Genomic DNA, 22,554 nt, shown 5'->3' on the forward strand with positions numbered 1-22,554 from the left:
TTTTCCTCATCAGTTCCGAGGTTAATTTCTAAGGGGCTTGCCGGTTTCGAGCGTGTGCGCGATGCGCTGCTGCGTCTTCTCCTGCTTCAGCAGATCGACGAAGAGCGCGCGCTCCACATCGAGAATCCACTCCTCGGACACCCGCGAATTCGTCTCCACCTCGCCGCCGCACAAGGCGGTCGCCGCGGCCTTCGCGACCTTGTAGTCGTAGGCCGAGATGAAACCGCCCTCGGCCATGTTCACCAGCATCAGCTCGCAGGTCGCGATGCCGTTGCGGCCCGCGACCGTCACCGCGCGCTGCACCAGCGGCGGCCGGTAGCCGGATTCGGCGAGCGCCCGCGCCCGCCGGATGCCGACGTACAGGAGCTCCTGTGGATGGAACAGGATGTCGTCCGAGGGCTTCGCGAAGCCGAGCTGCACGGCCTCCAGCGCGCTCTTCGCGACGGTCGCCATCGCCACCGTCTGGAAGCTCTGCTGGATGTACGGGAACACGTCCCCGCCCGCCGCCTTCTGCGCCATGTAGTGCGCCTGCAGCGCCAGCTCCTTGCTGCCGCCGCCCGCCGGGATCAGGCCGACGCCCGCTTCGACCAAGCCGACGTAGCTCTCCAGCGCCAGCACGCGGTGCGCCGAATGCATCGCGAACTCGCATCCGCCGCCCAGCGCGAGGCCCTGGATCGCCGCGACGACCGGCACCTGCGCGTGCTTCAAGGTCATCGACGCACGCTGGAACTTCGCGACCGTGCGCTCCAGCATGTCGAACTGCCCCGCCTTGCAGGCTTCGACGGCCTGGTACAGGTTCGCGCCGACCGCGAAGGGTACCGGATGCCACAGCACGACGCCGTCGAGATCCCGCTCGGCACGCGCGACCGCTTCCAGCAGGCCGTCGAGCACCTCGTCGCCGATCGCATGCTGCTTCGACTTGAAGGATAGGATGCCGATCCGCGCGTCCTGGTCGGGGCGCGTCCAGAGGCGAACGCCTTCGTTCTCCCACAGCGTCTCGCCGCGATCGGACGGCGCTTCGCCCAAGACCTGCTCGGGGTAGAGCTGGCGCTTATAGACCGGCAGCGTCGAACGCGGCTTCAACGAATTGGTCGTCGCGGAATACGAACCGGCCGCCTCATGCACGCCGCCGCGCTCGAAGACCCACGCCGGGAGCGGTACCTTGGCCATCGCCCGGCCATGGTCGATGTCGAGCTTGATCAGCGCCGCGATGTCCGCCCAGCCCGCCGCCTGCCAGGTCTCGAACGGACCCTGCGACCAGCCGAAGCCCCAGCGCATCGCGAGATCGATGTCGCGCGCGTTGTCGGCGATGTCGCCCAGATGCACCGCGCAGTAGTGGAAGACGTCGCGGAAGACGGACCACAGGAACTGCGACTCCGGCAGTTCGCTCGCCGCGAGCAGCGCGAAGCGCTCGACCGGATCCTTCGTCTTCAGGATGCTCTCGACCTCCGACACCACATCTCCCGCACTCAGGCGGTAGCCCTGCGTCTTCAGGTCCAGCACCTGGATCTGCTTGCCTTCCTTGCGGTAGATCCCCGCACGCGTTTTCTGACCCAACGCGCCCTTCGCGATCAGGGCCTGCAACCAGTCCGGCGATTTGAAGTGCGCGTGCCACGGATCGTCGGCCAGCGTCGCCTGCATCGTGCCGATCACATGCGCGAGCGTGTCGAGGCCGACGACGTCTGCGGTGCGGTAGGTCGCGCTCTTCGGACGGCCGATCAGCGGCCCGGTCAGGCCGTCGACCTCGTCGAAGCCCAGCCCGAGCCGCGCCGTGTGGTGCATCACCGCGAGGATCGAGAACACGCCGACGCGGTTCGCGACGAAGTTCGGCGTGTCCTTCGCGCGCACGATCGACTTGCCGAGCCGCGTCGTCAGCCAGCCTTCGAGCGCATCGAGCATCGCCGCGTCGGTGTCGCGCGTCGCGATCAGCTCGACGAGCGACATGTAGCGCGGCGGGTTGAAGAAGTGGATGCCGCAGAAGCGGCCGCGCAGCGCTGCGGGCATGCCTTCGGCGAGGGCATTGATCGACAGCCCCGAAGTGTTCGACGCGAAGATCGCGTCCGGGCGGATGAAGGGCGCGACCTTCTGGTACAGGTCGAGCTTCCACTCCGTCTTCTCGGCGATCGCCTCGATGATCAGATCGCAGTCGCGCAGCTTTTCGAGATCGCTGCCGTAGTTCGCCGCGTCGATGAAGCCCGCGCGCTCCTTGGTTGCGAGCGGCGCGGGGTCGAGTTTCTTCAGGCCGGCGACGGCCTTGTCGACGATCGCGTTCGGCTTGCCTTCCTTGGCCGGCAGGTCGAACAGCAGCACCGGCACGTCGGCGTTCGCGCAATGGGCGGCGATCTGCGCCCCCATCACGCCCGCGCCGAGCACAGCGACCTTGCGGATGATGAAATTGCTCATGCCAATCCTCCGGTTTCCGGATCAATCATTTGTCATAATCCCGAAACGAACACCGCCCCGGGCACTCCCCTTTCTTTTTAGCGGATCAAACCGGCATTTGCCGGCAAGGCGGGCGGCATCCCGTCGAACGCCGCCCGCGGTGCGATGCGCGGATCAGAACGCCATCGAGTACTGTGCGCCAAGGATCCAGACGTTCGAGTCGTACTCGCCCCTCACACGGCCACGGCCGGCGGCGGTCTGGTCGTTGTCGATCTTCGTGTCCGGCAAGTAGAGATAGGCGACACCCAGATCCAGCGTATTGCTCTTGCTGACCTTCCACTGGCCGCCGAAGGTGAGCCAGGTGCGGTCGTTGTCCGGCAGCGACACGAGACGGGTATCCTTGTCCTTCACCGGCGTCTGGTCCCACGCGAAGCCGAACTTCAGCTTCCACGCATCGTTGAGCTGGTAGTTCATGCCCAGCGCGACGCGCCAGGTGTCGCGGAAGTCAGTGTCGAGCGTCTGCGCGGTCGTGCCGGCGCCCGGGCCGGAAGTGCGCCTGATATCGAGCTTCTTGATGCTGCTCCAGCCGGTGCGCGAGATGTCGCCGAGCATCTCCCAGCGCTCGTCGAGCTTCTGCGACACGCTGACGATGAAGGTGTCGGGCAGTTCGACGTCGACCTTCGCCTTGCTCGAATTGGCCGCATTGACCAGCGCATTCGGGCCCGTCGCGGTGATGTCGCCCTCGGCGTGATGCTCGACGCTGGAACGATAGGACAGGCCGAGCTTCATCGTCGGGTTCAGCGTGAACAGCGCGCCGACGTTCCAGCCCCAGGCGTCGGAATCGACGTCGAGCTTGGCCTTCGTCGCGTTCAGCCCGGGAATGCCGGTCAGCGCCGTCGGCAGCACGGTCGCGATCCGCGTGTAGGTCGCCTCCAGTCGCTGCCAGCTGACGCCGGCGCCGATCGAGACCTTGTCGTTGATGCGATAGGCGACCGACGGGTTGACGTTGAAGGTCTTGAGATCGAACTTCAGCGCCTGCGCGCGGCCCACCCAGTCGTCGTCGTACTCGGTGACCAGCCCGAAGGGTGCGCCGAAGCCGACGCCAGCGTAGAGGTCCTTGGTCAGCGCCCACGACAGGTAGCCGTTCGGGATCACGCCCCAGGAGCCGGCGTCGCCGCCGTCCCCGCCGGTGGTCGGGATCGCCGGCGCGTTCAGGATGGTGCTGCCCTTGTTCTTGAACTCGAAGCTCGGCTTGACCGCGGCCACGCCGACCGAAATCTCCCGCTCCTTCAACTGCGTCATCCCTGCCGGGTTGAAGTAGATCGTGCTCGCATTCTCCGCCACGGCCGCTGAACCGGCGTAGGCGTTGCCGATGCCGCTCGCGTTCTGTTCGAGCAGCTGGAAACCCGCGGCCGAAGCTGAGCCGGAGGCCATCGCCAGCAGGGCGAACGGAAGCAGGCGGGCAATCGTGGTCTTGTTCATACCTCTAGTCTCCTCATGCATTGAGTGTGCATCGTCGGCGCGAATTATCCCGGCCCATCCAGCGGCAGTCCGGGTCCTGCGGCGGCCTTCGGCGCCTCGAAGACCGCATCTTTACATATGTCGATTGCCTGAGGGTTTCACGCCTCCGGAATCGGGCGTTTGCGTCCCTTGTCGTCGAGCGCGACGTAGGTCAGCGTCGCCTCGGTCACCTTCACGACCACCGGGTTCTCGGGGTCGCGTTCGGCGTATACCTCGACGTCCACAGTGATTGAAGTGCGGCCGATCGACACGACCTCGGCATAAAAACTTACAAGATCGCCGACCGACACCGGCTGCTTGAAGGTGAAGGCATTCACCGCGACCGTCGCGACGCGGCAGCGCGCGCGGCGGTGCGCGGGAATCGCGCCGGCGATGTCGACCATCGACATGATCCAGCCGCCGAACACGTCGCCGGCGGGGTTCACGTCGGCCGGCATCGGCATCACGCGCAGCGCAGGCTGCTTGTGCTCGGGGAGTTTCACGGGGATTTCTTCGGCTTCGGACATTGTGTCTCTCGTCTCTCGGGGTTAGCGAGCCTCGACCATAGCACCATCCGCCAGCCGGGCATCGGCGCCACGCACGGATTTCCCCATTATCGGGGAGAAGTGCAGCGGCCCGCCGGTGAAGGGCGCAAAGCCCGTGCCGAAGATCACGCCGGCGTCGGCGAGATCGGCATCGGCGACCACCCCCTGCTCGACACAGCGCCGCGTCGCCGCGAGCAGCGGTCCGACGATACGCTGCACGAGCCCGTCCGGCACGGCCCCCGCCGCGCCCTTCTGCGGCTTGCCGTCCGCCCAGCGGTAATAGCCCTGCCCGGTCTTCTTGCCGAGATGGCCGGCACCGACGAGCTCCAGCAGCTTGCGCGGCGGCTCGGCGCCGAGTCCGGCGAGGGCCCGTCCCGCCGCGACGGCGATGTCCAGGCCCACCGTATCGACGAGCTCGACCGGCCCCATCGGCATGCCGAAGGCGAGGAGCGCGGCGTCGACCGTCTCGGGCGCGATGCCCTCGTCGACACAGCGCAGCGCCTCCAGCATGTAGGGTCCGAGCACCGCATTGACGAGGAAGCCCGGCGCGCTCTTCACCGGCAGCGGCAGCTTGTCCAGGCGGCGCACGAAGGCCGCCGCGCGGCGCAGTGCCTCGTCGTCCGACTGTTCGCCGCGGACGACCTCGACCAGCGGCATCAGCGCGACCGGATTGAAGAAATGGATGCCGACGAGGCGGCGTGGATCGCTGAGTCCTGTCGCTATATCCTCGATACGCAGGCTCGACGTGTTGGTCGCCAGCACCGCACCCGGCTTCGCCTTGCGCTCCAGCTCGGCGAACAAGGCGCGCTTCGCCTCCAGGTTCTCGAAGATCGCCTCGATCACCACATCCGCGCGCGCCGCGCCGTGGCCCTCGGGATCCGGGATCAGCCGGTCGAGCGCAAATCTCACCTGCCGCCGGTCGCCGCGGAACTTGCGCTCGTAGAGCTTCGCCGCCCGCGCGATCGCCGGCGCGATGCGCTCGACGGACTGGTCCTGCAGCGTCACCGTCAGGCCGGAGAACGCACACAGCGCCGCGATATCGCCGCCCATCACGCCGGCACCGACGACATGCACGTGGCGCGGCGCAAAGTCGGAGTCCTTGCCGAAGCCCTTCAGCCGCTCCTGCAGGAAGAACACGCGCACGAGGTTCTTCGCGGTCGGCGAGCGGAAGATCGCCTCCAGCGACGCGGGATGGTCGGCCGGCACCGCGAGCGCATTGCCGCCGTATTTCTGCCAGATGTCGACGATCGCGTAGGGCGCCGGGTAATGCTCGCGACTCGCCTTCACCGCGACCTGCTTGCGCGCGCCCGCCGCGACGACCGCCTTCAGCGGGCCGTTGAGCAGCCTCTGCATGAAGGGCAGCGCACGCGGCCGCTGGCCGGACAGCACCACCATGCGCGCGGCGTTCTCCATCACCCGCGGCGGCACGCATTCGTCGGCGAGCCCCATCTGCTTCGCGCGGCGCGCGTCGATGCCCTTGCCGGTGAGCATCATGTCGAGCGCGGCAGCCGGTCCGACCAGCGCCGGCAGCCGCTTCATGCCGCCCCAGCCCGGAACGATACCGAGCATCACCTCGGGCAGCGCGAGCTTGGTGCCCGGTTCGTCGACGACGATGCGGTACCGGCACGCGAGCGCGAGTTCCAGCCCGCCGCCGAGGCAATGGCCGCGGATCAGCGCGAGCGTCGGGAACTTCAGCCGCGCGAGCCAGTTGAAGAGCTCCCAGCCGCGCTGGACGAGATCGCGCGCGCCCTCGGCGGAGTCGATGCGCGTAAATTCCTCGATGTCGGCCCCGGCGACGAAGCCGGCGGGCTTCGCCGACGCGATGATCAGCCCCTTCGGCGGATCGGCTTCGAGCGCCGCGAAGGCGCCGGCCAGCTCGTCGAGCAGCTCACGCGACAAGGTGTTCGTGCTCGCCCCGGCACGGTCGAGATACAGCCACGCGAGGCCGTCCGCATCACCCTTGCGGACCAGCACCAGATGCTTGAAATCCGGGCTCATCACAGCGCCTCCACCAGCATCGCGCCGCCCTGCCCGCCGCCGATGCAGATGCTCGCAATGCCGCGCCTGGCGCTCTTCCGCCGCAGCACCTCCAAGAGATGCAGCACGATGCGCGCCCCGCTCGCGCCGACCGGGTGCCCCAGCGCGATCGCGCCGCCATCGACGTTGAGCTTCTCCTCGTCGAGCTTGCCGAGCGCGTCGTCGAGGCCCAGTTCGCTGCGGCAATAGTCGGCGTCCTCCCATGCGCGGAGACAGGCGATCACCTGCGCGGCGAAGGCTTCGTTGATCTCCCAGGCATCGATGTCGGCGAGTTCCAGCGCGTGGCGCTGCAGGATCGGCGTCGCCGCATGCACCGGCCCGAGCCCCATCTGCGCCGGGTCGAGCCCCGCCCACTGACTGTCGACGATGCGCCCGAGCGGCGTGAGTCCGTGACGCTCGACCGCCTCGTGGGACGCGAGGATCAGCCACGCCGCGCCGTCGGTGATCTGCGAGCTGTTGCCGGCGGTGACGCGGCCGTACTTGCGGTCGAAGAAGGGTTTCAGCTTCGCGAGGTTCTCCGGCGTCGAATCGTTCCGCACGCCGTCATCGTCGCGATACACCGTGCCGTCGCGATCGATCAGCGGCACAATCTCGCCGAAGTGTCCCCCGAAGTGACCCATTTCGCGCGCCGCCAGCACGCGGGCGTGACTGCGTGCAGCGAAGGCGTCCATCTCGGCGCGCGAGATGCCGAAGCGATGCGCGAGGTTCTCCGCGGTCTGGCCCATCAGCTGGCCGACGATCGGATCCGTGAGTCCCTTCATGATGCCGATCACCGGCGCCAGATGGGCGGGCCGGAAGCGGCCCAGCATCGCGAGCTTCTGTCCGGCGCTTTTCGCCGCATACCAGTCCGACATCCAACGCACCATCGCGTCCGAGAACAGCAGCGGCGCACGCGACAGCGCATCGACGCCCCCCGCGAGCACGAGCTGCGAGCGTCCGGCATGAATGTTCGCAATCGCCGAATCGAGCGCCTGCATGCCGGACGCGCAGTTCCTCATCACCGTCCAACCCGGCACCTTCTGCCCGCAGCCCATGCGCAGCGCGACGACGCGGCCGATGTTGACCTCGTCCGGCGACGGGCTCGCGCAGCCGAGGATCACCTCGTCCAGTTCGTTCGGCGCGAAGCGCTGGCGGGCGAGCAGTGCCGCGCCGGCCGCGGTCGCTAGGTCCGACGCGGCGAACGGCCCCGGTGCGTTCCTCGCCTTCAGGAAAGGCGTGCGCGCACCGTCGATGATGTAGATCGTGCGAGTCATCCGCTCACTCCACCCAAGCCGCCGCCCGTTCCGCGTCCGCCGCCATCGGCCCGATCTCGGCGAGCGCCTCGCGCAGGCCGAAGTCGTAGGGGAAGTCGTCGACGCGGATCACCTTGTCGCGCAGCTCACCGCGACGCTTGAGCAGCGCGAATTCGTCGGCCGTGATCACGCCGGCATCGAACGCACGCTCCCAGATCGCATCGACGCCGCCGCCGACCAACAGCCCCGGCTCGAAACGCCCGTCCTTCTGCGCGCGGCGCACCTTGGCCTCGATCGGCTCCGCCTCGACCGTCGCGAGGAGCGCGGCTTCGAGCGAACCGGCCGGCTCCTCGAGGTCCTTCGGCAGATACACATCGGAAGTCAGCCGGTCGCGCGTCGCCGACGGCTCGATCAGCAGCTTCGCGACCTCGTGCCCCAACTCGTCGGACGGCACGACATAGGGGCGGCCGAGCGGGAACACCACGACCCGGCGCAGCAGCCCGGCGAAGAACTTGTTCGGGAAGTTCGCGATGACGCCCTCGAACGCGTTCTGCGCCTTGAACATGCAATCCCAGATCGCCCAATGCATCAGCGGCGCGTCGGCCGCCTGCCGGCCTTCGGCCTCGTAGCGCTTCAGCACGGCCGATGCGAGATACATCAGCGACAGGATGTCGCCCAGGCGCGCCGACAGCTTCTCCTTGCGCTTCAGCGCACCGCCCATCGTGCCCATCGAAATGTCGGCGATGAACGCGAACGCGGTCGAAAATCGGGTCAGCTGCTGGTAATAGCGCCGCGTCTCGGGGGCGATGTCGGCGGGGACCTCGACGAAGTGCGAACCGGTGATCCCCATCACGAACGCGCGCACCGCGTTCGACACGGTGTAGCCGATATGCCCCCAGAACGCCCTGTCGAAGAGGCCGAGATCGCCGCGCTGCGCCGCGTGCATCTCGTCAAGCACATAGGGATGGCAGCGGATCGCGCCCTGGCCGAAGAGAATGAGGCTCCTCGTCAGGATATTCGCGCCCTCGACGGTGATGCCCACCGGAATCTGCTGGTAGGCGCGGCCGAGCATGTTCTGCGGCCCCAGGCAGATGCCTTTGCCGCCGACCACGTCCATGCCGTCATTGACGGTCTGGCGCGCGCGCTCGGTGACGTGGTACTTCACGATCGCCGACACGACCGACGGCTTCTCGCCGAGGTCGATCGCACCGGCCGTCATCACGCGCGCCGCGTCGCTGAGATAGGTGTTCGCACCGATCCTCGTGAGCGCCTCCTCGACGCCCTCGAAGCGGCCGATTGCGGTCTTGAACTGGTAACGCACGCGGGCATAGGCGCCGACGGCACGGGCGGTCATCTTCTGCATGCCGGTGTTCGAACCCGGCAGCGAGATCGAACGGCCCGCCGCGAGGCACTCCATCAGCATCCGCCAGCCCTGCCCTGCCATCTGCGGCCCGCCGATGATGAAGTCGAGCGGCATGAACACGTCGCGCCCGCGGATCGGTCCGTTCATCCACACCGCGTTGAGCGGGAAGTGGCGGCGGCCGATGCTGACGCCCGGGTGGTCGGCCGGCACCAGCGCGCAGGTGATGCCGAGGTCCGGGTTCGCGCCGAGCAGCCCGTCCGGGTCGTATAGGCGGAACGCGAGGCCGAACACCGTGCACACCGGAGCGAGCGTGATGTAGCGCTTGTCGAAGGACACGCGCATGCCGAGCACTTCGCGTCCCTGCCACTGACCCTTGCAGACGACGCCCGAGTCGGGGATCGACGCCGCGTCCGAGCCCGCCCACGGGCTCGTCAGCGCGAAGGCCGGAATCTCCAGCCCCTTCGCGAGCCGCGGCAGGTAATGGGATTTCTGCTCGGGCGTGCCATAGTGCAGCAGCAGCTCCGCCGGGCCGAGCGAGTTCGGCACCATCACCGTCACCGCCGGCGCCGAGGAGCGCGTCGACAGCTTGGTCACGACCTGCGAATGCGCATAGGCCGAGAAGCCTTTGCCGCCGTACTCCTTCGGGATGATCATGCCGAGGAAGCCCTGTTCCTTGATGTAGCGCCAAGCTTCGGGCGACAGGTCCTGGCGCTGCGTCGCCTTCCAGTCGTCGGTCAGGCGGCACAGTTCGCTCGTCTCGTGGTCGAGGAAGGATTGCTCCTCGGCCGTGAGCTTGGGCCACGGGTACGCAAGGAGCTTCTTCCAGTCCGGCCTGCCGGCGAAGAGCTGGCCCTCCCACCACACCGTGCCCGCTTCGAGCGCGTCGCGCTCGGTCTGCGACATCGACGGCAGCGCGGCACGGAAGGCGCGGAAGATCGGCGCCGTCACGAAGCTGCGGCGCAGCGCCGGCAGCAGGAAGACGGCGACCGCCGCCGCATACAGCGCGAGCAGCACGCCCGTCACCGCCCCGCCCGCGCCGGCCGCCCAGCAGAAGCCCGCGAGCCATGCCATCCCCATCCCGGCCCAGGCAAAAAATGGCGCTCGCCCGTAGGCGAGCGCACCTGCCAAGGGAGGGAGCAAAGCGATAAACCACCAGATCATTGTTGTCTCCTCGATCATCATCTCGGTCCGGCCGCCTCCGCTGGCGTCGCCGCGTTCTGTGCCGCGGTCGTCCGCCTGGCCGGACAGTTCGTTCCGCTACTGCCAGCGCTTCGCCGACCGCGCCCGCTCTTCGCCGTTCCCATCGCCATTGCTGTTCTCGCCCGGCAGCGGTGCCCGCAACCCGCCGAGCAGGAAAGACATCAGCCGTGGCATCAGGCGCTCGGGTTCGGCGTCGTCGAACTCGCCGGCAAAGAGCTGCAGCGCGTCGGTGCCGGCGATCGCATAGGACATCGCCCCCATCATGAAATGGAAGCGCCACAGGATTTCTTCCCGCGGAACGTCGGGCAGCGCGCGGTACAGCGCGGCCAGGAAGCGTTCGACGACCTCGGCGTATTCCTCGGCGAGGAACTGGCGCACGAAGCCGTTCGGTTCGGTATAGGTTCGACCGAGCAGACGCATGAAAGTGTGCCCGCCGTTCTGAGTATCGGCCGCCATCTCCAGCGCGGTGCCGAAGAAGGCTTCGACGATGCGGCTGGGCTTGAGCGGCGCGCCGTCGGCTTCCGCCTCCAGCTTGTCGAGCACCGCCAGCCGGCGGCGGTTCAGCTCGGTCAGGCGCCGCCGGAACACCTCCTGGATCAGCGCGTCCTTGGTGCCGAAGTGGTAGTTCACCGCGGCGATGTTCGCCTCGGCGCGCCCCGTGATCATGCGCATCGACGTCGCCTCGAACCCGTGCTCGACGAACAGTGCCTCGGCCGCATCGAGGATGCGGTCGCGGGTTTCGGGGGCGGGCTGACGGCTGACGGAATCGCGCATGAGGAAACGCCTGAATCAAACATTTGTTTGAATCATACGTTTCATTAATCCAAAGTCAAGAAATTTTGATGGCCCAACGTGAGGGTTAGCGGATACGCCCGGCCAAGGCGCTCTTCACCGCGGAGCTCGCGTGCAGCGCGCCCAGAACGACCACCGACTCGATCGTCGCAAGGGCCAGTTCAGGCGACACATCGGAAGCGATGCTTGCCAGGCCCAGAACCTGGATCTGGAGTTTTTGCCCGGCCTGCTGCACGGCTTCGAGATCGGCCCGGGAATAATGCTGCAAGCCGAGCACCAGGCTCTTGCGAGCCACGGTCTGGCGCACCACGTCGGCATGCGTCGCCAGCTGATTGCGGATCGCCGTCCGGATGAGGTCCGTACGATTGGAATAGAAGCCCTCCTGCACCAGCAAGTCGATTTGCCCCAGATCGATGAGTCCGAGATTGATCGTAATTTTTTCGGTTTCACCGACCTTCGGACGAATTTCGTGCACAGTCATTTCAAGCTCCCGCCATCTATATGGATTCCGCAAAACATCCGCCTAGATGTTAAATTACGGGAACCGGGAGGCTTGTCAAGCGGCGGCGGCGCGCGGCACGGACTCCGCGGGCGCCGCCGTCAGCAGCTCACGAGGCTCAGGCGCTACCCGCCCGCGGCAGCGAGAGGAAGAAGCGGATCATCTCCGCCGACGCGTCCGGCCCGTGGCCGTCCGTGTATGACCCGTGCGGGCTGCCGCCGGACCAGGCGTGGCCGGCGCCATGCAGCACCCACTGCTCGACCACCGGCTGGCCGGCCGCGTCGGCATAGATGGTGCGGCTGTGCGTGCGGCCGCCCGGCGCCGCTCCCTTGTGCACGCTGGCCCGCAGAGGCTGTGCATCCTGGCGGGCGCCCGCGGCCTGCTCGACGATCGCCGCGCCGTTGCCGATGGACACCGTGCGGTCTTGGTCGCCATGAAAGACGACCGTCGGCACCCCGCGTGCGGTCCCGTTCGTCTTGCGGCCCGCTCCCCCGGACATGGCTGCGAAGGCCGAGGGCAGGTCATGCGCAGCCCCGAAGGGCAAGCCGGAATGCGCCCCGACGGCGGCGTAGAGGTCCGGGTAGAGCGTGCCCAGAATGACCGCCATCGCCGCACCGGCGGACAGCCCGGCGACGAAGATGCGGCGCTCGTCGACGCGATGGCTCTTCGCGACCTCCCGCGTGATGCCCGCAATCAGGGAGGGTTCGCCGCGATCGCGCTTCTGGTCTTCCGCGCGAAACCAGTTCCAGCACTTCGATCCGTTCGCATTGGGCGCCTGGGCAGGATAGGCGACGAGGAAGCCATGCTCCTCGGCGAGCGCGTTCATCCGCGTGCCGGCGGCAAAGTCATCGGGTGATTGGGTGCAGCCATGCAACATCACCATCAATGGCATCCGCGCCGTCTCACGCGAATAGCGCGCAGGCACGTAGAGCTTATAGCTGCGCGCGCCCGCTTCGTTGGCAAATGACCGGGTGACGAACTCGCCGGGAAGCGCGGGCTCCGGCTGCCTTGTCGGCAGGATGCCTGCCCCGTCCTCGTCGGCTTGCGGGCCGAACACCTCGCGGGCGACTCCGTCGATCGTCATGCCGCGCGCGCTCGGCGGCGCCATATACGCATTCATTCCCGCCCCCAGCGCCTGCCGGATCGTATCCCTGACGCCCTTCATCGGGCCGGAGTCGGAATTCAGGCCGGCGGACTCGAGCGCACGCTCGATGGTGTCCGCGACCGAACGCGCGTCGAACCGATGAATGGGGAGCGTTGCATCACGCAAGGGCGTCGCCTGGAGCAGTCGACCGAGCAGGTCATTGGCGATTTTCATGATTCATGTTTCCTCAAGCAAATGTTCAGGGCATTCCATCGGCAAATGCCGGCCGTCCCGTGGCGGCCGCTCCAATGGATCGAAGCTTCACCTCCACCTTCTCTTACCATCCTTATACCATCCAATAAACATCCATATGGATGGTATACAAGCACACGGGGTGAGAAAGCGCAAGCCGCCCGAGGTCGCGGCGAATCGCAAGTCTTCAGGGAAAGAGCGTGGGAAATGCCGTCGCGCTCAAGGGCGCGGAGCTTGGCGCGCAGGGCGGCGCGGAGCGAAAGTCAGGCCGCGTCGACGGCGAGGCCGAGCTCCGCGGTGATGGGAAAATGATCGGACGGATAGCGACCGTCCGGCGCATGGCGGTCGACGTCAGCCGCTTCGATGCGAAACTGCGGGGAAAAAAGGATCCAGTCGATCGCCTCTACGCGTTCCAGCTGGCCGAACTCATGGTAACTGCCGGCAGCGAGGCCGCATTCCTGGAAGGCCTCGCGCAGCGCGCCGTCAGCGGTGAGCGCGCGAAAGGCTTCGGAATCACGCTCCGCGTTGAAGTCGCCCGTGACGATCGCGCCTTCCCCAGCCCGTCGCGCCAGTATCCAGCGATGAAGCAGCCGCGCCGATTCCTCGCGCGCCGTGCCCTGGTAATCGAAATGGGTGTTGAGGAAGACGAGCGGCGGCCCGTGCTCGGCGCGCATCTGCAGCCTGACCCAGCTCGCGGTGCGCGGGTAGGCGGCACCCCACGACTGGCAGCCGGGCTTACCGGGCTCCGTGGCGAGCCAGAAATGGCCGCGCTGCAGTTCGTCGAATCGCGCCCGCCGATACAACAGCGGCGCCATCTCGATGCCCGAATCGCCCTCGCCCCTGCGCCGCACGCCGACGAATTCGTATTCTGGAAGCGCCGCCCGCACGAAAGCGGCCTGTTCGTCGTCGCGACATTCCTGCAGGCCCAGCAGGTCGGGATCGAAGCTGCGGATGCGCTCGACGGCGAGCTGCCGACGGTTCGCCCAGCAGTGCTCGCCATCGGGCGCCGACGCGCAACGGATGTTGAAGGACATGACCTTGAGCGGCATTTTTCCCTCGGCTCTGGACCGGATTGCGGCGCAAAATTGTCTTACCCGCACTGGAGAGCGGTCGTCTGCACGCCGTTCTCCTTATCGGTACTTTAGTCACGGCCGACACGCCGTCCAGTGCGTTAGTCTAGGCATCGTAACGATACGCCTCACCTGACAAGGGCGACACGATGAACGTCGCAGCGATCGGTAGCGCTCACGCGCATTTACCGCAGCTCTTCGGCTGTCCGTCTCGCAGCGGGACGGCGGACTGATGCGTCCCTCCGGCCTCCCCGGCGCGCCCCGTCCCACGCGCTCGCAGCACGCGGTGCGGCGTTTCGCCGCGCTCACGCTGCCGTATTGGAAATCCGAGCGCCGCTGGACGATCGCCTTTGTTACGCTGATGCTCCTGCTGCTGACGATCGGCCAGGTCGCGCTCGTGATCTGGACCAGCTACTGGAACCGCGGGTTCTTTGATGCGCTCGAGGCGCGCTCGCTCGACGAGTTGATGCGCCAGATCCTCGTCTTCGCGCTGATCCTGGTCCTGACGATGGCCGTGACCGCGCTGCACATGCACGTCAAGCGCTGGCTGCAGCTCGACTGGCGCCGATGGGTCACCACGCAGCTCATCGAGCAGTGGATGACCCGCTCGCGCCACTACCGCCTGCAATTCCTGCAGGGCGAGCACGACAATCCGGACCAACGCATCGCCGAGGACGTCCGCATCGCCATCGAATCGACGATCAGCCTCGCCCACTCGCTGACCTATTCGCTGCTCGTCGGCTGGATCTTCATCGCGATCCTCGCCGACCTCTCCGGCAGCACGCCGCTGCCCGGCAGCACGCTCGAAGTTCCCGGCTACATGGTCGTGCTCGCCTTCGCCTACGCGGGCGCCGGCGCACTGCTCGGCTACCTGCTCGGCCGCCCGCTGGTGCGCACGACGAACCGGCTGCAGAGCTACGAGGCCAACCTGCGCTTCAGCCTCGCCCGGGCGCGCGAGAACTCCGAAGCGATCGCGCTGACCCACGGCGAAGGCATGGAACGGCGCGCCGCCACCCGGCTCTTCGGCGACATCGCGCAGGGCTGGGACCGCCAGACGCTCGCCTACCTCGGCATCGTCTCCTTCTCGACTGCCTACGGCAACCTGATGCCAATCTTCCCGATCCTCGTCGCGGCGCCCAAGTTCATCGCCGGGGCGATGACGCTGGGCCTGCTGATGCAGGCCGCGCAGGCCTTCGAGCGGCTCGCCTCGGCGCTGTCCTGGCCGATCGACAAGCTGGGCGAAATCGCGACCTGGCGGACCTCCGCGGGCCGCATCGTCAGCCTCCACGACGACATGCTGCGGCTCGACGACATCGACCGGCACAGCGAGACGGCGCGCATCCGGATCACGCATTCGACACGCGCCGAGCTCGAGCTGCACGAACTCGCCCTCGACACGCCCGCCGGCGAGCCCCTCGTCCGGGGGGTCAACCTGCACGTGCGACGCGGCGAACGGGTCCTCGTCGCCGGCGACGCGCAGGTCAAGCTTGCGCTATTCAAGGCGGTGGCGGGCCTCTGGCCATGGGGCAGCGGCGAAATCCGCCTGCCCGAGGGCCAGGAGATGATGTTCCTGCCGCAGCATCCCTTCCTGCCGACCGGCAAGCTGCGCGACGTGCTGTGCTACCCGCAGCCGTCCGAGCGCTACGCCGACGCCGAACTGCACCGCGCGCTCGAATGCGCCGGCATCGACTGGCTGGCGCCGCGGCTCGACGAGGCCGACGACTGGAACCACGTGCTCCCAGTGCGTGCCCAGCAGCGCCTCGGCACCGCGCGGATCTTCCTGCAGCAACCGGCCTGGGCCTTCCTGGAGGACATGGCCGGCGCCTTCGACACGAAGGACGACGTCGGCATCATGGAGATGCTGCACCACGAGCTGCCCAACACCACGCTGCTGTCGGCAAGCCGCCACAGTAGCCTCACGCATTTCTTCGACCGCCGCCTCGAACTGCACCGCCTCGGCTCGCGCATGTCGAAGACGAGCGCCGGCGAGCGCAGCGACCAGCCTGCCGACGTCGCCGGCTCAGCGGAAGTCGGACGGTAGCCACCCCCGCTCGACGCAGTCGCGGAAGCACCACGCCGGCGTCGTCTCGGTCTTGTAGCTCCAGAAGAACCAGCCCAGGTAGTGCTCGAACGCGAGCAGTTGCGCCGCCGCATAGCCGCGATTCGCCACATCCTGCTGGAACTCGTCCATGTGCTCCAGCGCATGGTTGAACGGCCCCTCGGCCCACAGCGACACGACCTCCAGGTCCAGCCCCAGGCTCCACTCGCCGCACACCGCCGGCAGGCCCAGCTCGCCGTTGATCGCGTCGGCCTCCTCGCGCCACTCGCCGCCCGCCTTGCCCATGTGGGCGAAGATGTCCGAGTCGATGTCGCGCCGGTCGAAGCACTGGTAGCGGTGCAGGTCGAAGATCACGTTGCGGTATTCGGGCGCCTGCATGAAGCCGACGTACTCGCGGAAGGAGCGGAAACCGTCGTGGAACACGACCGCCGTGCGCTCGGCCGGGCAGTGCTTGCGGATGCGCTCGTAGGCGGCGAGGTAGAAGTCCTTCAGGTAGTCGGTCGGCACGTCCCAGCGCGGCTCGTTGAGGCATTCGATCGCATGCAGCGCGGGGTGATTGCGATAGCGCGCGGCGATGCGTTCGAGCACCGACAGCGCATGTTCGAGATACTCCGGCCGCGTGTGCCACTCGCACACCCCGAGGATGCCGCCGTTGTCGAAGCCGTTCTGGCAACCCGGCGCCGCGTGCAGGTCGAGCATCACGCGGATGCCGAACTCGTGCGCCCAGTCCATCGCCCGGTCGAGCACGTCGATGCCGCCTTCGACGAAGGGATGCGGGTTTCCCCCGTAGCTCCGGTGATAGGGATAATCGGGGCCGAAGATCCAGTGCCCGTAGGGAATGCGCACCGCATTCAAGCCCCGCGCCGCGATCCACGCGAAATCTTCGCGCGTGATCCAACTGTCCCAGTGCGCCCGCAGCCTGTCGGCCGCCGCCGGGCCGAGTTCGGCGCAGAAAGTCGTCTCGTCGGTCGCCTCCAACCCCTCGAAAAGGCTCGGCACCATCCATTTTTCCAGCAACAGCCAGCTTCCGAGGTTCACGCCGCGCAGTTTCGGACTCGTCGCATCCATGATCCGGCCTCCGTTCGTCATTGCCGCAAGACAAGGGCTTGTGCCTATCCTCCGCTCACTGTAGTCCGCAGCTCGCGTGGAATCCTTGCGGTTTTGCACACAAGCGATCGTCCGCCTGCGGCACACTGACGACATGCCGTGCGCGCAGGGGGCTCGCAATGCAAAGCAGATGGTGGCAACAGGCGGTCGTCTACCAGATCTATCCACGCAGCTTCATGGACAGCGACGGAGACGGCATCGGCGATCTGCCCGGCATCCTCGCCCGGCTCGACTACCTGCAGTGGCTCGGCGTCGACGTGCTGTGGCTGTGCCCGATCTTCCGCTCGCCCAACGACGACAACGGCTACGACATCTCGGACTACTGCGCCATCATGGCCGAGTTCGGCACGATGGACGACTTCGACCGCCTGCTCGCCGACGCCCACCGCCGCGGCATGCGCGTGATCCTCGACCTCGTCATCAACCACACGAGCGACGAACACCCGTGGTTCATCGAATCGCGCTCCTCACGGGAGAACCCGAAGCGCGACTGGTATTTCTGGCGCGACGGCGGCGACCGTGGCAGCCCGCCGAACAACTGGGAAAGCATCTTCCGCGGCCCCGCGTGGACGTACGACGCCGCGACCGGCCAGTGGTATCTCCACCTTTTCACCCGCCGCCAGCCCGATCTGAACTGGGACAATGCGGCGCTGCGCGCAGCTGTCTCGGACATGATGCGCTGGTGGCTCGACAAGGGCGTCGACGGCTTCCGCATCGACGCGATCACGCATCTGAAGAAGGCGCCCGGGCTGCCCGACATGCCCAACCCGCAAGGGCTCGCCCAGGTGCCCGCCTACCCCTTCCACATGAACGTGGACGGCATCCTCGACTACATCGACGAGCTCTGCACGACCACTCTTGCCGGCCGCGACGTGATGACCGTCGGCGAAGCGAACGGTATCGGACCCGGCGGTGCCGAAGAGTGGGTCGGCGCGACGCGGGGACGGCTGTCGATGGTGCTGCAGTTCGAGCACTGGCACCTGTGGTCGAACGCGCCACGCGCCCCGCTCGACGTGCGGACGCTGAAGCGCATCCTTGGCCGATGGCAGACCGCGCTGCGCGGCCGCGGCTGGAACGCGCTCTACCTGGAGAATCACGACCTGCCGCGCGTCGTCTCGCGTTGGGGCGAGCCGCAGCGATGGCGCGTCCAGAGTGCGACCGCGCTCGCGACGATGTACTTCCTGATGGAAGGCACGCCCTTCATCTATCAGGGGCAGGAATTGGGCCTTCCGAATGCCGAATTCGCGAGCCTCGACGAATTCCAGGACACCTATGCGCACAACCGTATCGCCGAGATGCGCGCCAAGGGCCTCACGGACGACGCCATCCTCGACGAAATGCGCCACACCGGCCGCGACACTTCACGCACGCCGATGCCCTGGGACGACGGTCCCCACGCCGGCTTCACGGCCGGCCGCCCCTGGCTCCCCGCCCACCAGGATTTCCGCGACCTCAACGTCGTCCGCCAACAGGGCGACCGCCACTCGGTGCTGAACTACTATCGCGCGCTGATCGAGCTGCGCAAGCGCGAACCCGTCCTGCTGCACGGGCGCTATCGCACGCTTGCCGGCCGCAGCACCAAGCTCTACGCCTACACGCGCGGGGACGGAGACGACGCCATCGCGGTGATCTGCAACCTCAGCGGCGAGCCGGCCACCTACCGTCACGCCGGCTTCACGCTCGACCGCACCCGGCTGCTGCTCGCGAACCACGACGTCCCGCCGCACGGCCCACTCACCGCGCTGACGCTGCGGGCGTGGGAGGCACGCGTCTACCGGATCGGCACGACCTCGCCGGCGTGAGCGCCCGCCGCGCCGCGATCCGCGAGCGCCTCGGCATCCGCCGCCGCCTCGACCATCGCCGCCGGCAGCCCCTTCGTCGGCTTCACGCCCAGCTGCTTCAGCATCTCGGCCTGCCGGATCACGTTGCCGCGCCCGCTCGCGAGCTTGTTGTGCGCAGCGTGGTAGGCCTTCTGCGCCTGTTCGAGACGGCCCCCCAGCGATTCGAGGTCCTCGACGAAGCCGACGAGCTTGTCGTAGAGCTCCGCACCGCGCCGCGCGATGTCCTGCGCGTTGCGGTTCTGCGCCTCTTGCCGCCACAGGTGCGCGACGGTGCGCACGACGAAGAGCAGCGTCGACGGACTCACGAGCAGCACGTTCTTCTGCCACGCGTCCATGAAGAGCTCGCGGTCGTGCGTCACCGCGAGCATGAAGGCGGGCTCGACCGGCACGAACATCAGCACGAAGTCGAGCGACTTCAGGTCGTACAAGTCCTGGTAATTGCGGTCCGACAAGCCCTTGATGTGGCCGCGCACCGAGTCCAGGTGGCGCTTGGCCCACGACGCGCGCTCGCCCTCGTCCTCGGCGGTGGCGTATTCCTCGTAGGCCGTCAGCGAGACCTTCGCATCGACGACAAGGTGGCGGTCTTCCGGCAGATGGATCACAACGTCGGGCTGCGCGCGCGAACCGTCGTCGCGCGTGTGGCTCTCCTGCACGTCGTATTCCTCGCCCTTCCTCAGTCCCGACGCCTCCAGCACGCGTTCGAGGATCAGCTCGCCCCAGTTCCCCTGCGTCTTGCTGGAACCCTTCAGTGCCCGCGTCAGATTCTTCGCGTCCTCGGAGAGCGACTGGTTGAGCTCCATCAGCTGACGCACCTGCTCGGCGAGCGCGCTGCGGTCCTTGCCTTCCTGCACGTAGACCTGCTCGACCTTGCCCTGGAATTCCTGCAACCGCTGGCGCAGCGGATCGAGCAGTTGTCCGAGGTTGGTCTGGTTCTGCTCGGTAAAGCGCTTCGCCTTCTCTTCGAGGATGTCGTTGGCGAGGCTCTTGAACTGGTCGGAGAGCGATTCGCGCGCGGCCGTCAGCAGCGCGAGCTTTTCCTCGGCCTGGCGGCGTTCGGCGTCGAGCCGGGTCGTCATCTCCGCGAGTTCGGCATTCAGGCGGTTCGCAAGCGCCTCCGCCTGCTCGCGCACGCCCTTCTGCGCCACAAGCTCGTTGCGCACGGCCGCGAGCGCTTCCCGCTCGGCCTTCAGTTCCGCCGCGAGCTGCGAATTGACGCGCCCCAGGTTCTCGCGCAGATCCGCCGCTTCGCGCTGCAGCGTTGCCACACGCGCCAGCACCTCCGCGAGCTGCTGCTCCAGCGGCGCCACACGCGACGCCCGCTCGGCAAGCTGCGCGCGCTCGTCGCGCACGGTGTCCAGCGCGTTGCGCCACTCCGTCGCCTGCGCACGCAGCGCGTCGAACTGCGCTGCCATCTGGCCGCGCTCCTGCTCCAGCGCCCGCGCGCGCTCGGTCGCGGCCGCAAGCTCGATGCGCACCTCGGCGCGCCCCTGCTCGATCGCGACGGCGAGTTCCTCCGCGCGACGTCCGCGCAGCACGAAGCCGACGATCAACGCACCGACCGCAACGCCGCCCAACGCAGCGAGCAACCAAAGAATCAGACCTGCAGACTGGCTTTCCATCATTCCATGACCTTGTTTCGGATTCGCCCCTCGCGCATCGCACGAGGGCAACACGAGATGGTACCGGGTTGCCGCGGACTGCGGCGGCAACGCGTTAGAATTGAAACATGAGACGCGCACCCGCCACCGCCCTGCCCGGCCCCGAGCCGACCGAACGCCACGACTGGCAGACCCTCAAGAGCCTCGTGCCCTACATCTGGGCCTACAAGCTGCGCGTGCTGTTCGCGCTGAGCTGCCTGGTCGCGGCGAAGGGCGCCAACGTCACCGTCCCGATCATCTTCAAGAAGCTCGTCGACAACCTGTCGCTGACCGGCAGCCAGGCGCTGATCGTCGTCCCGGCGGCGCTGCTGCTGGCCTATGGCGTGCTGCGCTTCTCGACCTCGATGTTCACCGAGCTGCGCGAGATCATCTTCGCGCGCGTCACGCAGCAGGCGGTGCGCGAAATCGCGCTACAGCTCTTCCGTCACCTGCATGCGCTGTCGCTGCGCTTCCACCTCGAGCGCCAGACCGGCGGACTCACGCGCGACATCGAACGCGGCACACGCTCGATCGGCTCGCTGATCAGCTACACGCTGTATTCGATCCTGCCGACGCTGATCGAGATCGGGCTCGTGATCGGCATCCTGCTCGTGCAATACGACAGCGTGTTCGCGCTGATCACGCTCGCGACGCTCACACTCTACATTTTCTTCACCGTCCGCATCACGAACTGGCGCACCCAGCTGCGCCGTCGCGCCAACGAGCTCGACTCGGCGGCCAACGCCCGCGCGATCGACTCCCTGCTCAACTTCGAGACCGTCAAGTACTTCAACAACGAGGACTACGAGGCGCGCCGCTACGACGAGCAGATGGAGAAGTGGACCAACGCCCAGGTCCAGAACCAGATGTCGCTGTCGGCGCTCAACATCGGCCAGGCGGCGATCATCGCGGTCGGCGTCACGACGATGATGTGGCAGGCGGCGAGCCGCGTCACCGCCGGCACGATGACAATCGGCGACATCGTGCTCGTCAACGCCTTCCTGATCCAGCTCTACATCCCGCTCAACTTCCTCGGCGTGCTGTACCGGGAACTGCGCCAGGCGCTGACCGACATCGAGCGCATGTTCGGCCTGATGCACGAGCACCGCGAAGTCGCCGACGCCCCGGACGCCCAGGCGCTGCCGCGCGGCCCCGCGAGCGTGCGCTTCGAGCACGTGAGTTTCTCCTACGACCCGAAGCGCTCGATCCTGCACGATGTCGATTTCGACATCCCCACCGGCAGCACGGTCGCCGTGGTCGGCCACTCCGGCTCGGGCAAGTCGACGCTCGCGCGCCTCTTGTACCGCTTCTACGACGTGCAGGGCGGCGCGATCCGCGTGAACGGCCACGACGTGCGCACACTCACGCAGGCGAGCCTGCGCCGCGCCATTGCGATCGTGCCGCAGGACACCGTGCTCTTCAACGACACGCTGTTCTACAACATCCAGTACGGCCGCCCCGAGGCGAGCCGCGCCGAAGTCGAGGCCGCCGCCCGCGCCGCCCAGCTGACCGACTTCATCGCGCGCCTGCCCGACGGCTACGAGACGCGCGTCGGCGAACGCGGCCTCAAGCTCTCCGGCGGCGAGAAGCAGCGCGTCGCGATCGCGCGGGCGCTCTTGAAGAACCCCGCGATCCTGATCTTCGACGAAGCCACCTCGGCCCTCGACTCGAAGACCGAGAAGGCGATCCAGGCCCAGCTCGAACAGGCCGCCGAAGGCCGCACCGCGCTCGTGATCGCGCACCGGCTGTCCACGGTGATGAACGCCGACGAAATCATCGTGCTCGACCAGGGACGCATCGTCGAACGCGGCACCCACATCGGCCTGCTCGCGCGCGACGGCGAATACGCCCGGATGTGGGCACTGCAGCAACAGGAGAGGGAAGAGTCGCCGCTTGCCGAATGACATCGACAATCCGGTAAACTATTTGGTTTGCCACCCAAATATGACAAGAT

15 protein-coding genes are annotated in these 22,554 nt (G+C 67.3%); 3 read left to right on the forward strand and 12 right to left on the reverse strand.

Going from position 1 to position 22,554, the window contains the following annotated elements; all coding sequences use genetic code 11:
• Positions 1-21: 21 nt before the first annotated feature.
• The 10 genes from AZKH_RS21135 to AZKH_RS21180 form a co-directional block, all read right to left on the reverse strand.
• Complete coding sequence (locus tag AZKH_RS21135; protein WP_015437842.1) at positions 22-2,403, reverse strand: 3-hydroxyacyl-CoA dehydrogenase/enoyl-CoA hydratase family protein; 2,382 nt, start codon at positions 2,401-2,403, stop codon at positions 22-24.
• Between the two features lie 153 nt (positions 2,404-2,556).
• Positions 2,557-3,864: an OmpP1/FadL family transporter gene (locus AZKH_RS21140; protein ID WP_015437843.1), complete on the reverse strand. Its 1,308-nt coding sequence runs from the start codon at positions 3,862-3,864 to the stop codon at positions 2,557-2,559.
• Positions 3,865-4,001: 137 nt separating this feature from the next.
• Entirely contained in the window at positions 4,002-4,409 is a 408-nt protein-coding gene (locus AZKH_RS21145; protein ID WP_015437844.1) for an acyl-CoA thioesterase, read from the reverse strand.
• Positions 4,410-4,430: 21 nt separating this feature from the next.
• The gene (locus AZKH_RS21150) at positions 4,431-6,425 is read right to left on the reverse strand and encodes a 3-hydroxyacyl-CoA dehydrogenase NAD-binding domain-containing protein (RefSeq protein WP_015437845.1); all 1,995 of its coding nucleotides are present in this window, start codon (positions 6,423-6,425) and stop codon (positions 4,431-4,433) included.
• Positions 6,425-7,717 carry an acetyl-CoA C-acetyltransferase gene (locus AZKH_RS21155; protein WP_015437846.1) on the reverse strand — a complete coding sequence of 431 codons (1,293 nt, stop codon included), beginning with the start codon at positions 7,715-7,717 and terminating at the stop codon, positions 6,425-6,427. The genes AZKH_RS21150 and AZKH_RS21155 overlap by 1 nt, the downstream gene beginning before the upstream one ends.
• Before the next feature lie 4 nt (positions 7,718-7,721).
• Entirely contained in the window at positions 7,722-10,220 is a 2,499-nt protein-coding gene (locus AZKH_RS21160; RefSeq protein ID WP_015437847.1) for an acyl-CoA dehydrogenase, read from the reverse strand.
• A gap of 96 nt (positions 10,221-10,316) precedes the next feature.
• Complete coding sequence (locus tag AZKH_RS21165; RefSeq protein WP_015437848.1) at positions 10,317-11,033, reverse strand: TetR/AcrR family transcriptional regulator; 717 nt, start codon at positions 11,031-11,033, stop codon at positions 10,317-10,319.
• A gap of 85 nt (positions 11,034-11,118) precedes the next feature.
• Positions 11,119-11,532 (reverse strand): CopG family transcriptional regulator, encoded by a 414-nt coding sequence (locus tag AZKH_RS21170; protein ID WP_015437849.1) that lies wholly within the window; start codon positions 11,530-11,532, stop codon positions 11,119-11,121.
• Between the two features lie 136 nt (positions 11,533-11,668).
• Entirely contained in the window at positions 11,669-12,868 is a 1,200-nt protein-coding gene (locus AZKH_RS21175; protein ID WP_015437850.1) for a PHB depolymerase family esterase, read from the reverse strand.
• Between the two features lie 281 nt (positions 12,869-13,149).
• Complete coding sequence (locus AZKH_RS21180) at positions 13,150-13,935, reverse strand: endonuclease/exonuclease/phosphatase family protein (RefSeq protein WP_015437851.1); 786 nt, start codon at positions 13,933-13,935, stop codon at positions 13,150-13,152.
• A gap of 253 nt (positions 13,936-14,188) precedes the next feature.
• On the opposite strand from AZKH_RS21180, the gene AZKH_RS21185 reads away from it, so the two are divergent.
• Positions 14,189-15,997, forward strand: a complete 1,809-nt coding sequence (locus AZKH_RS21185) for an ABC transporter ATP-binding protein/permease (protein ID WP_015437852.1) — start codon at positions 14,189-14,191, stop codon at positions 15,995-15,997.
• Here AZKH_RS21185 and AZKH_RS21190 read toward each other — a convergent pair.
• Complete coding sequence (locus AZKH_RS21190; RefSeq protein WP_041656468.1) at positions 15,977-17,083, reverse strand: glycoside hydrolase family 5 protein; 1,107 nt, start codon at positions 17,081-17,083, stop codon at positions 15,977-15,979. The genes AZKH_RS21185 and AZKH_RS21190 overlap by 21 nt on opposite strands.
• Before the next feature lie 158 nt (positions 17,084-17,241).
• On the opposite strand from AZKH_RS21190, the gene AZKH_RS21195 reads away from it, so the two are divergent.
• Positions 17,242-18,924: an alpha-glucosidase gene (locus tag AZKH_RS21195; RefSeq protein ID WP_015437854.1), complete on the forward strand. Its 1,683-nt coding sequence runs from the start codon at positions 17,242-17,244 to the stop codon at positions 18,922-18,924.
• Here AZKH_RS21195 and rmuC read toward each other — a convergent pair.
• Positions 18,894-20,585: a DNA recombination protein RmuC gene (rmuC, locus tag AZKH_RS21200; RefSeq protein ID WP_231874436.1), complete on the reverse strand. Its 1,692-nt coding sequence runs from the start codon at positions 20,583-20,585 to the stop codon at positions 18,894-18,896. The two genes, AZKH_RS21195 and rmuC, sit on opposite strands and share 31 nt — an antisense overlap.
• A gap of 104 nt (positions 20,586-20,689) precedes the next feature.
• On the opposite strand from rmuC, the gene AZKH_RS21205 reads away from it, so the two are divergent.
• Complete coding sequence (locus AZKH_RS21205) at positions 20,690-22,504, forward strand: ABC transporter ATP-binding protein/permease (protein WP_015437856.1); 1,815 nt, start codon at positions 20,690-20,692, stop codon at positions 22,502-22,504.
• Positions 22,505-22,554: the final 50 nt, after the last annotated feature.

Source organism: Azoarcus sp. KH32C, assembly GCF_000349945.1.
GTDB lineage: Bacteria > Pseudomonadota > Gammaproteobacteria > Burkholderiales > Rhodocyclaceae > Aromatoleum.

What these genes read in the sequence shown, in the direction of transcription:
- AZKH_RS21160 (WP_015437847.1), bottom strand. Translation starts at nt 10,220, where the DNA reads ATGATCTGGTGGTTTATCGCTTTGCTCCCTCCCTTGGCAGGTGCGCTC.
- AZKH_RS21165 (WP_015437848.1), bottom strand. Translation starts at nt 11,033, where the DNA reads ATGCGCGATTCCGTCAGCCGTCAGCCCGCCCCCGAAACCCGCGACCGC.
- AZKH_RS21150 (WP_015437845.1), bottom strand. Translation starts at nt 6,425, where the DNA reads ATGAGCCCGGATTTCAAGCATCTGGTGCTGGTCCGCAAGGGTGATGCG.
- rmuC (WP_231874436.1), bottom strand. Translation starts at nt 20,585, where the DNA reads ATGATGGAAAGCCAGTCTGCAGGTCTGATTCTTTGGTTGCTCGCTGCG.
- AZKH_RS21175 (WP_015437850.1), bottom strand. Translation starts at nt 12,868, where the DNA reads ATGAAAATCGCCAATGACCTGCTCGGTCGACTGCTCCAGGCGACGCCC.
- AZKH_RS21190 (WP_041656468.1), bottom strand. Translation starts at nt 17,083, where the DNA reads ATGGATGCGACGAGTCCGAAACTGCGCGGCGTGAACCTCGGAAGCTGG.
- AZKH_RS21180 (WP_015437851.1), bottom strand. Translation starts at nt 13,935, where the DNA reads ATGCCGCTCAAGGTCATGTCCTTCAACATCCGTTGCGCGTCGGCGCCC.
- AZKH_RS21185 (WP_015437852.1), top strand. Translation starts at nt 14,189, where the DNA reads ATGCGTCCCTCCGGCCTCCCCGGCGCGCCCCGTCCCACGCGCTCGCAG.
- AZKH_RS21170 (WP_015437849.1), bottom strand. Translation starts at nt 11,532, where the DNA reads ATGACTGTGCACGAAATTCGTCCGAAGGTCGGTGAAACCGAAAAAATT.
- AZKH_RS21205 (WP_015437856.1), top strand. Translation starts at nt 20,690, where the DNA reads ATGAGACGCGCACCCGCCACCGCCCTGCCCGGCCCCGAGCCGACCGAA.
- AZKH_RS21195 (WP_015437854.1), top strand. Translation starts at nt 17,242, where the DNA reads ATGCAAAGCAGATGGTGGCAACAGGCGGTCGTCTACCAGATCTATCCA.
- AZKH_RS21145 (WP_015437844.1), bottom strand. Translation starts at nt 4,409, where the DNA reads ATGTCCGAAGCCGAAGAAATCCCCGTGAAACTCCCCGAGCACAAGCAG.
- AZKH_RS21155 (WP_015437846.1), bottom strand. Translation starts at nt 7,717, where the DNA reads ATGACTCGCACGATCTACATCATCGACGGTGCGCGCACGCCTTTCCTG.
- AZKH_RS21140 (WP_015437843.1), bottom strand. Translation starts at nt 3,864, where the DNA reads ATGAACAAGACCACGATTGCCCGCCTGCTTCCGTTCGCCCTGCTGGCG.
- AZKH_RS21135 (WP_015437842.1), bottom strand. Translation starts at nt 2,403, where the DNA reads ATGAGCAATTTCATCATCCGCAAGGTCGCTGTGCTCGGCGCGGGCGTG.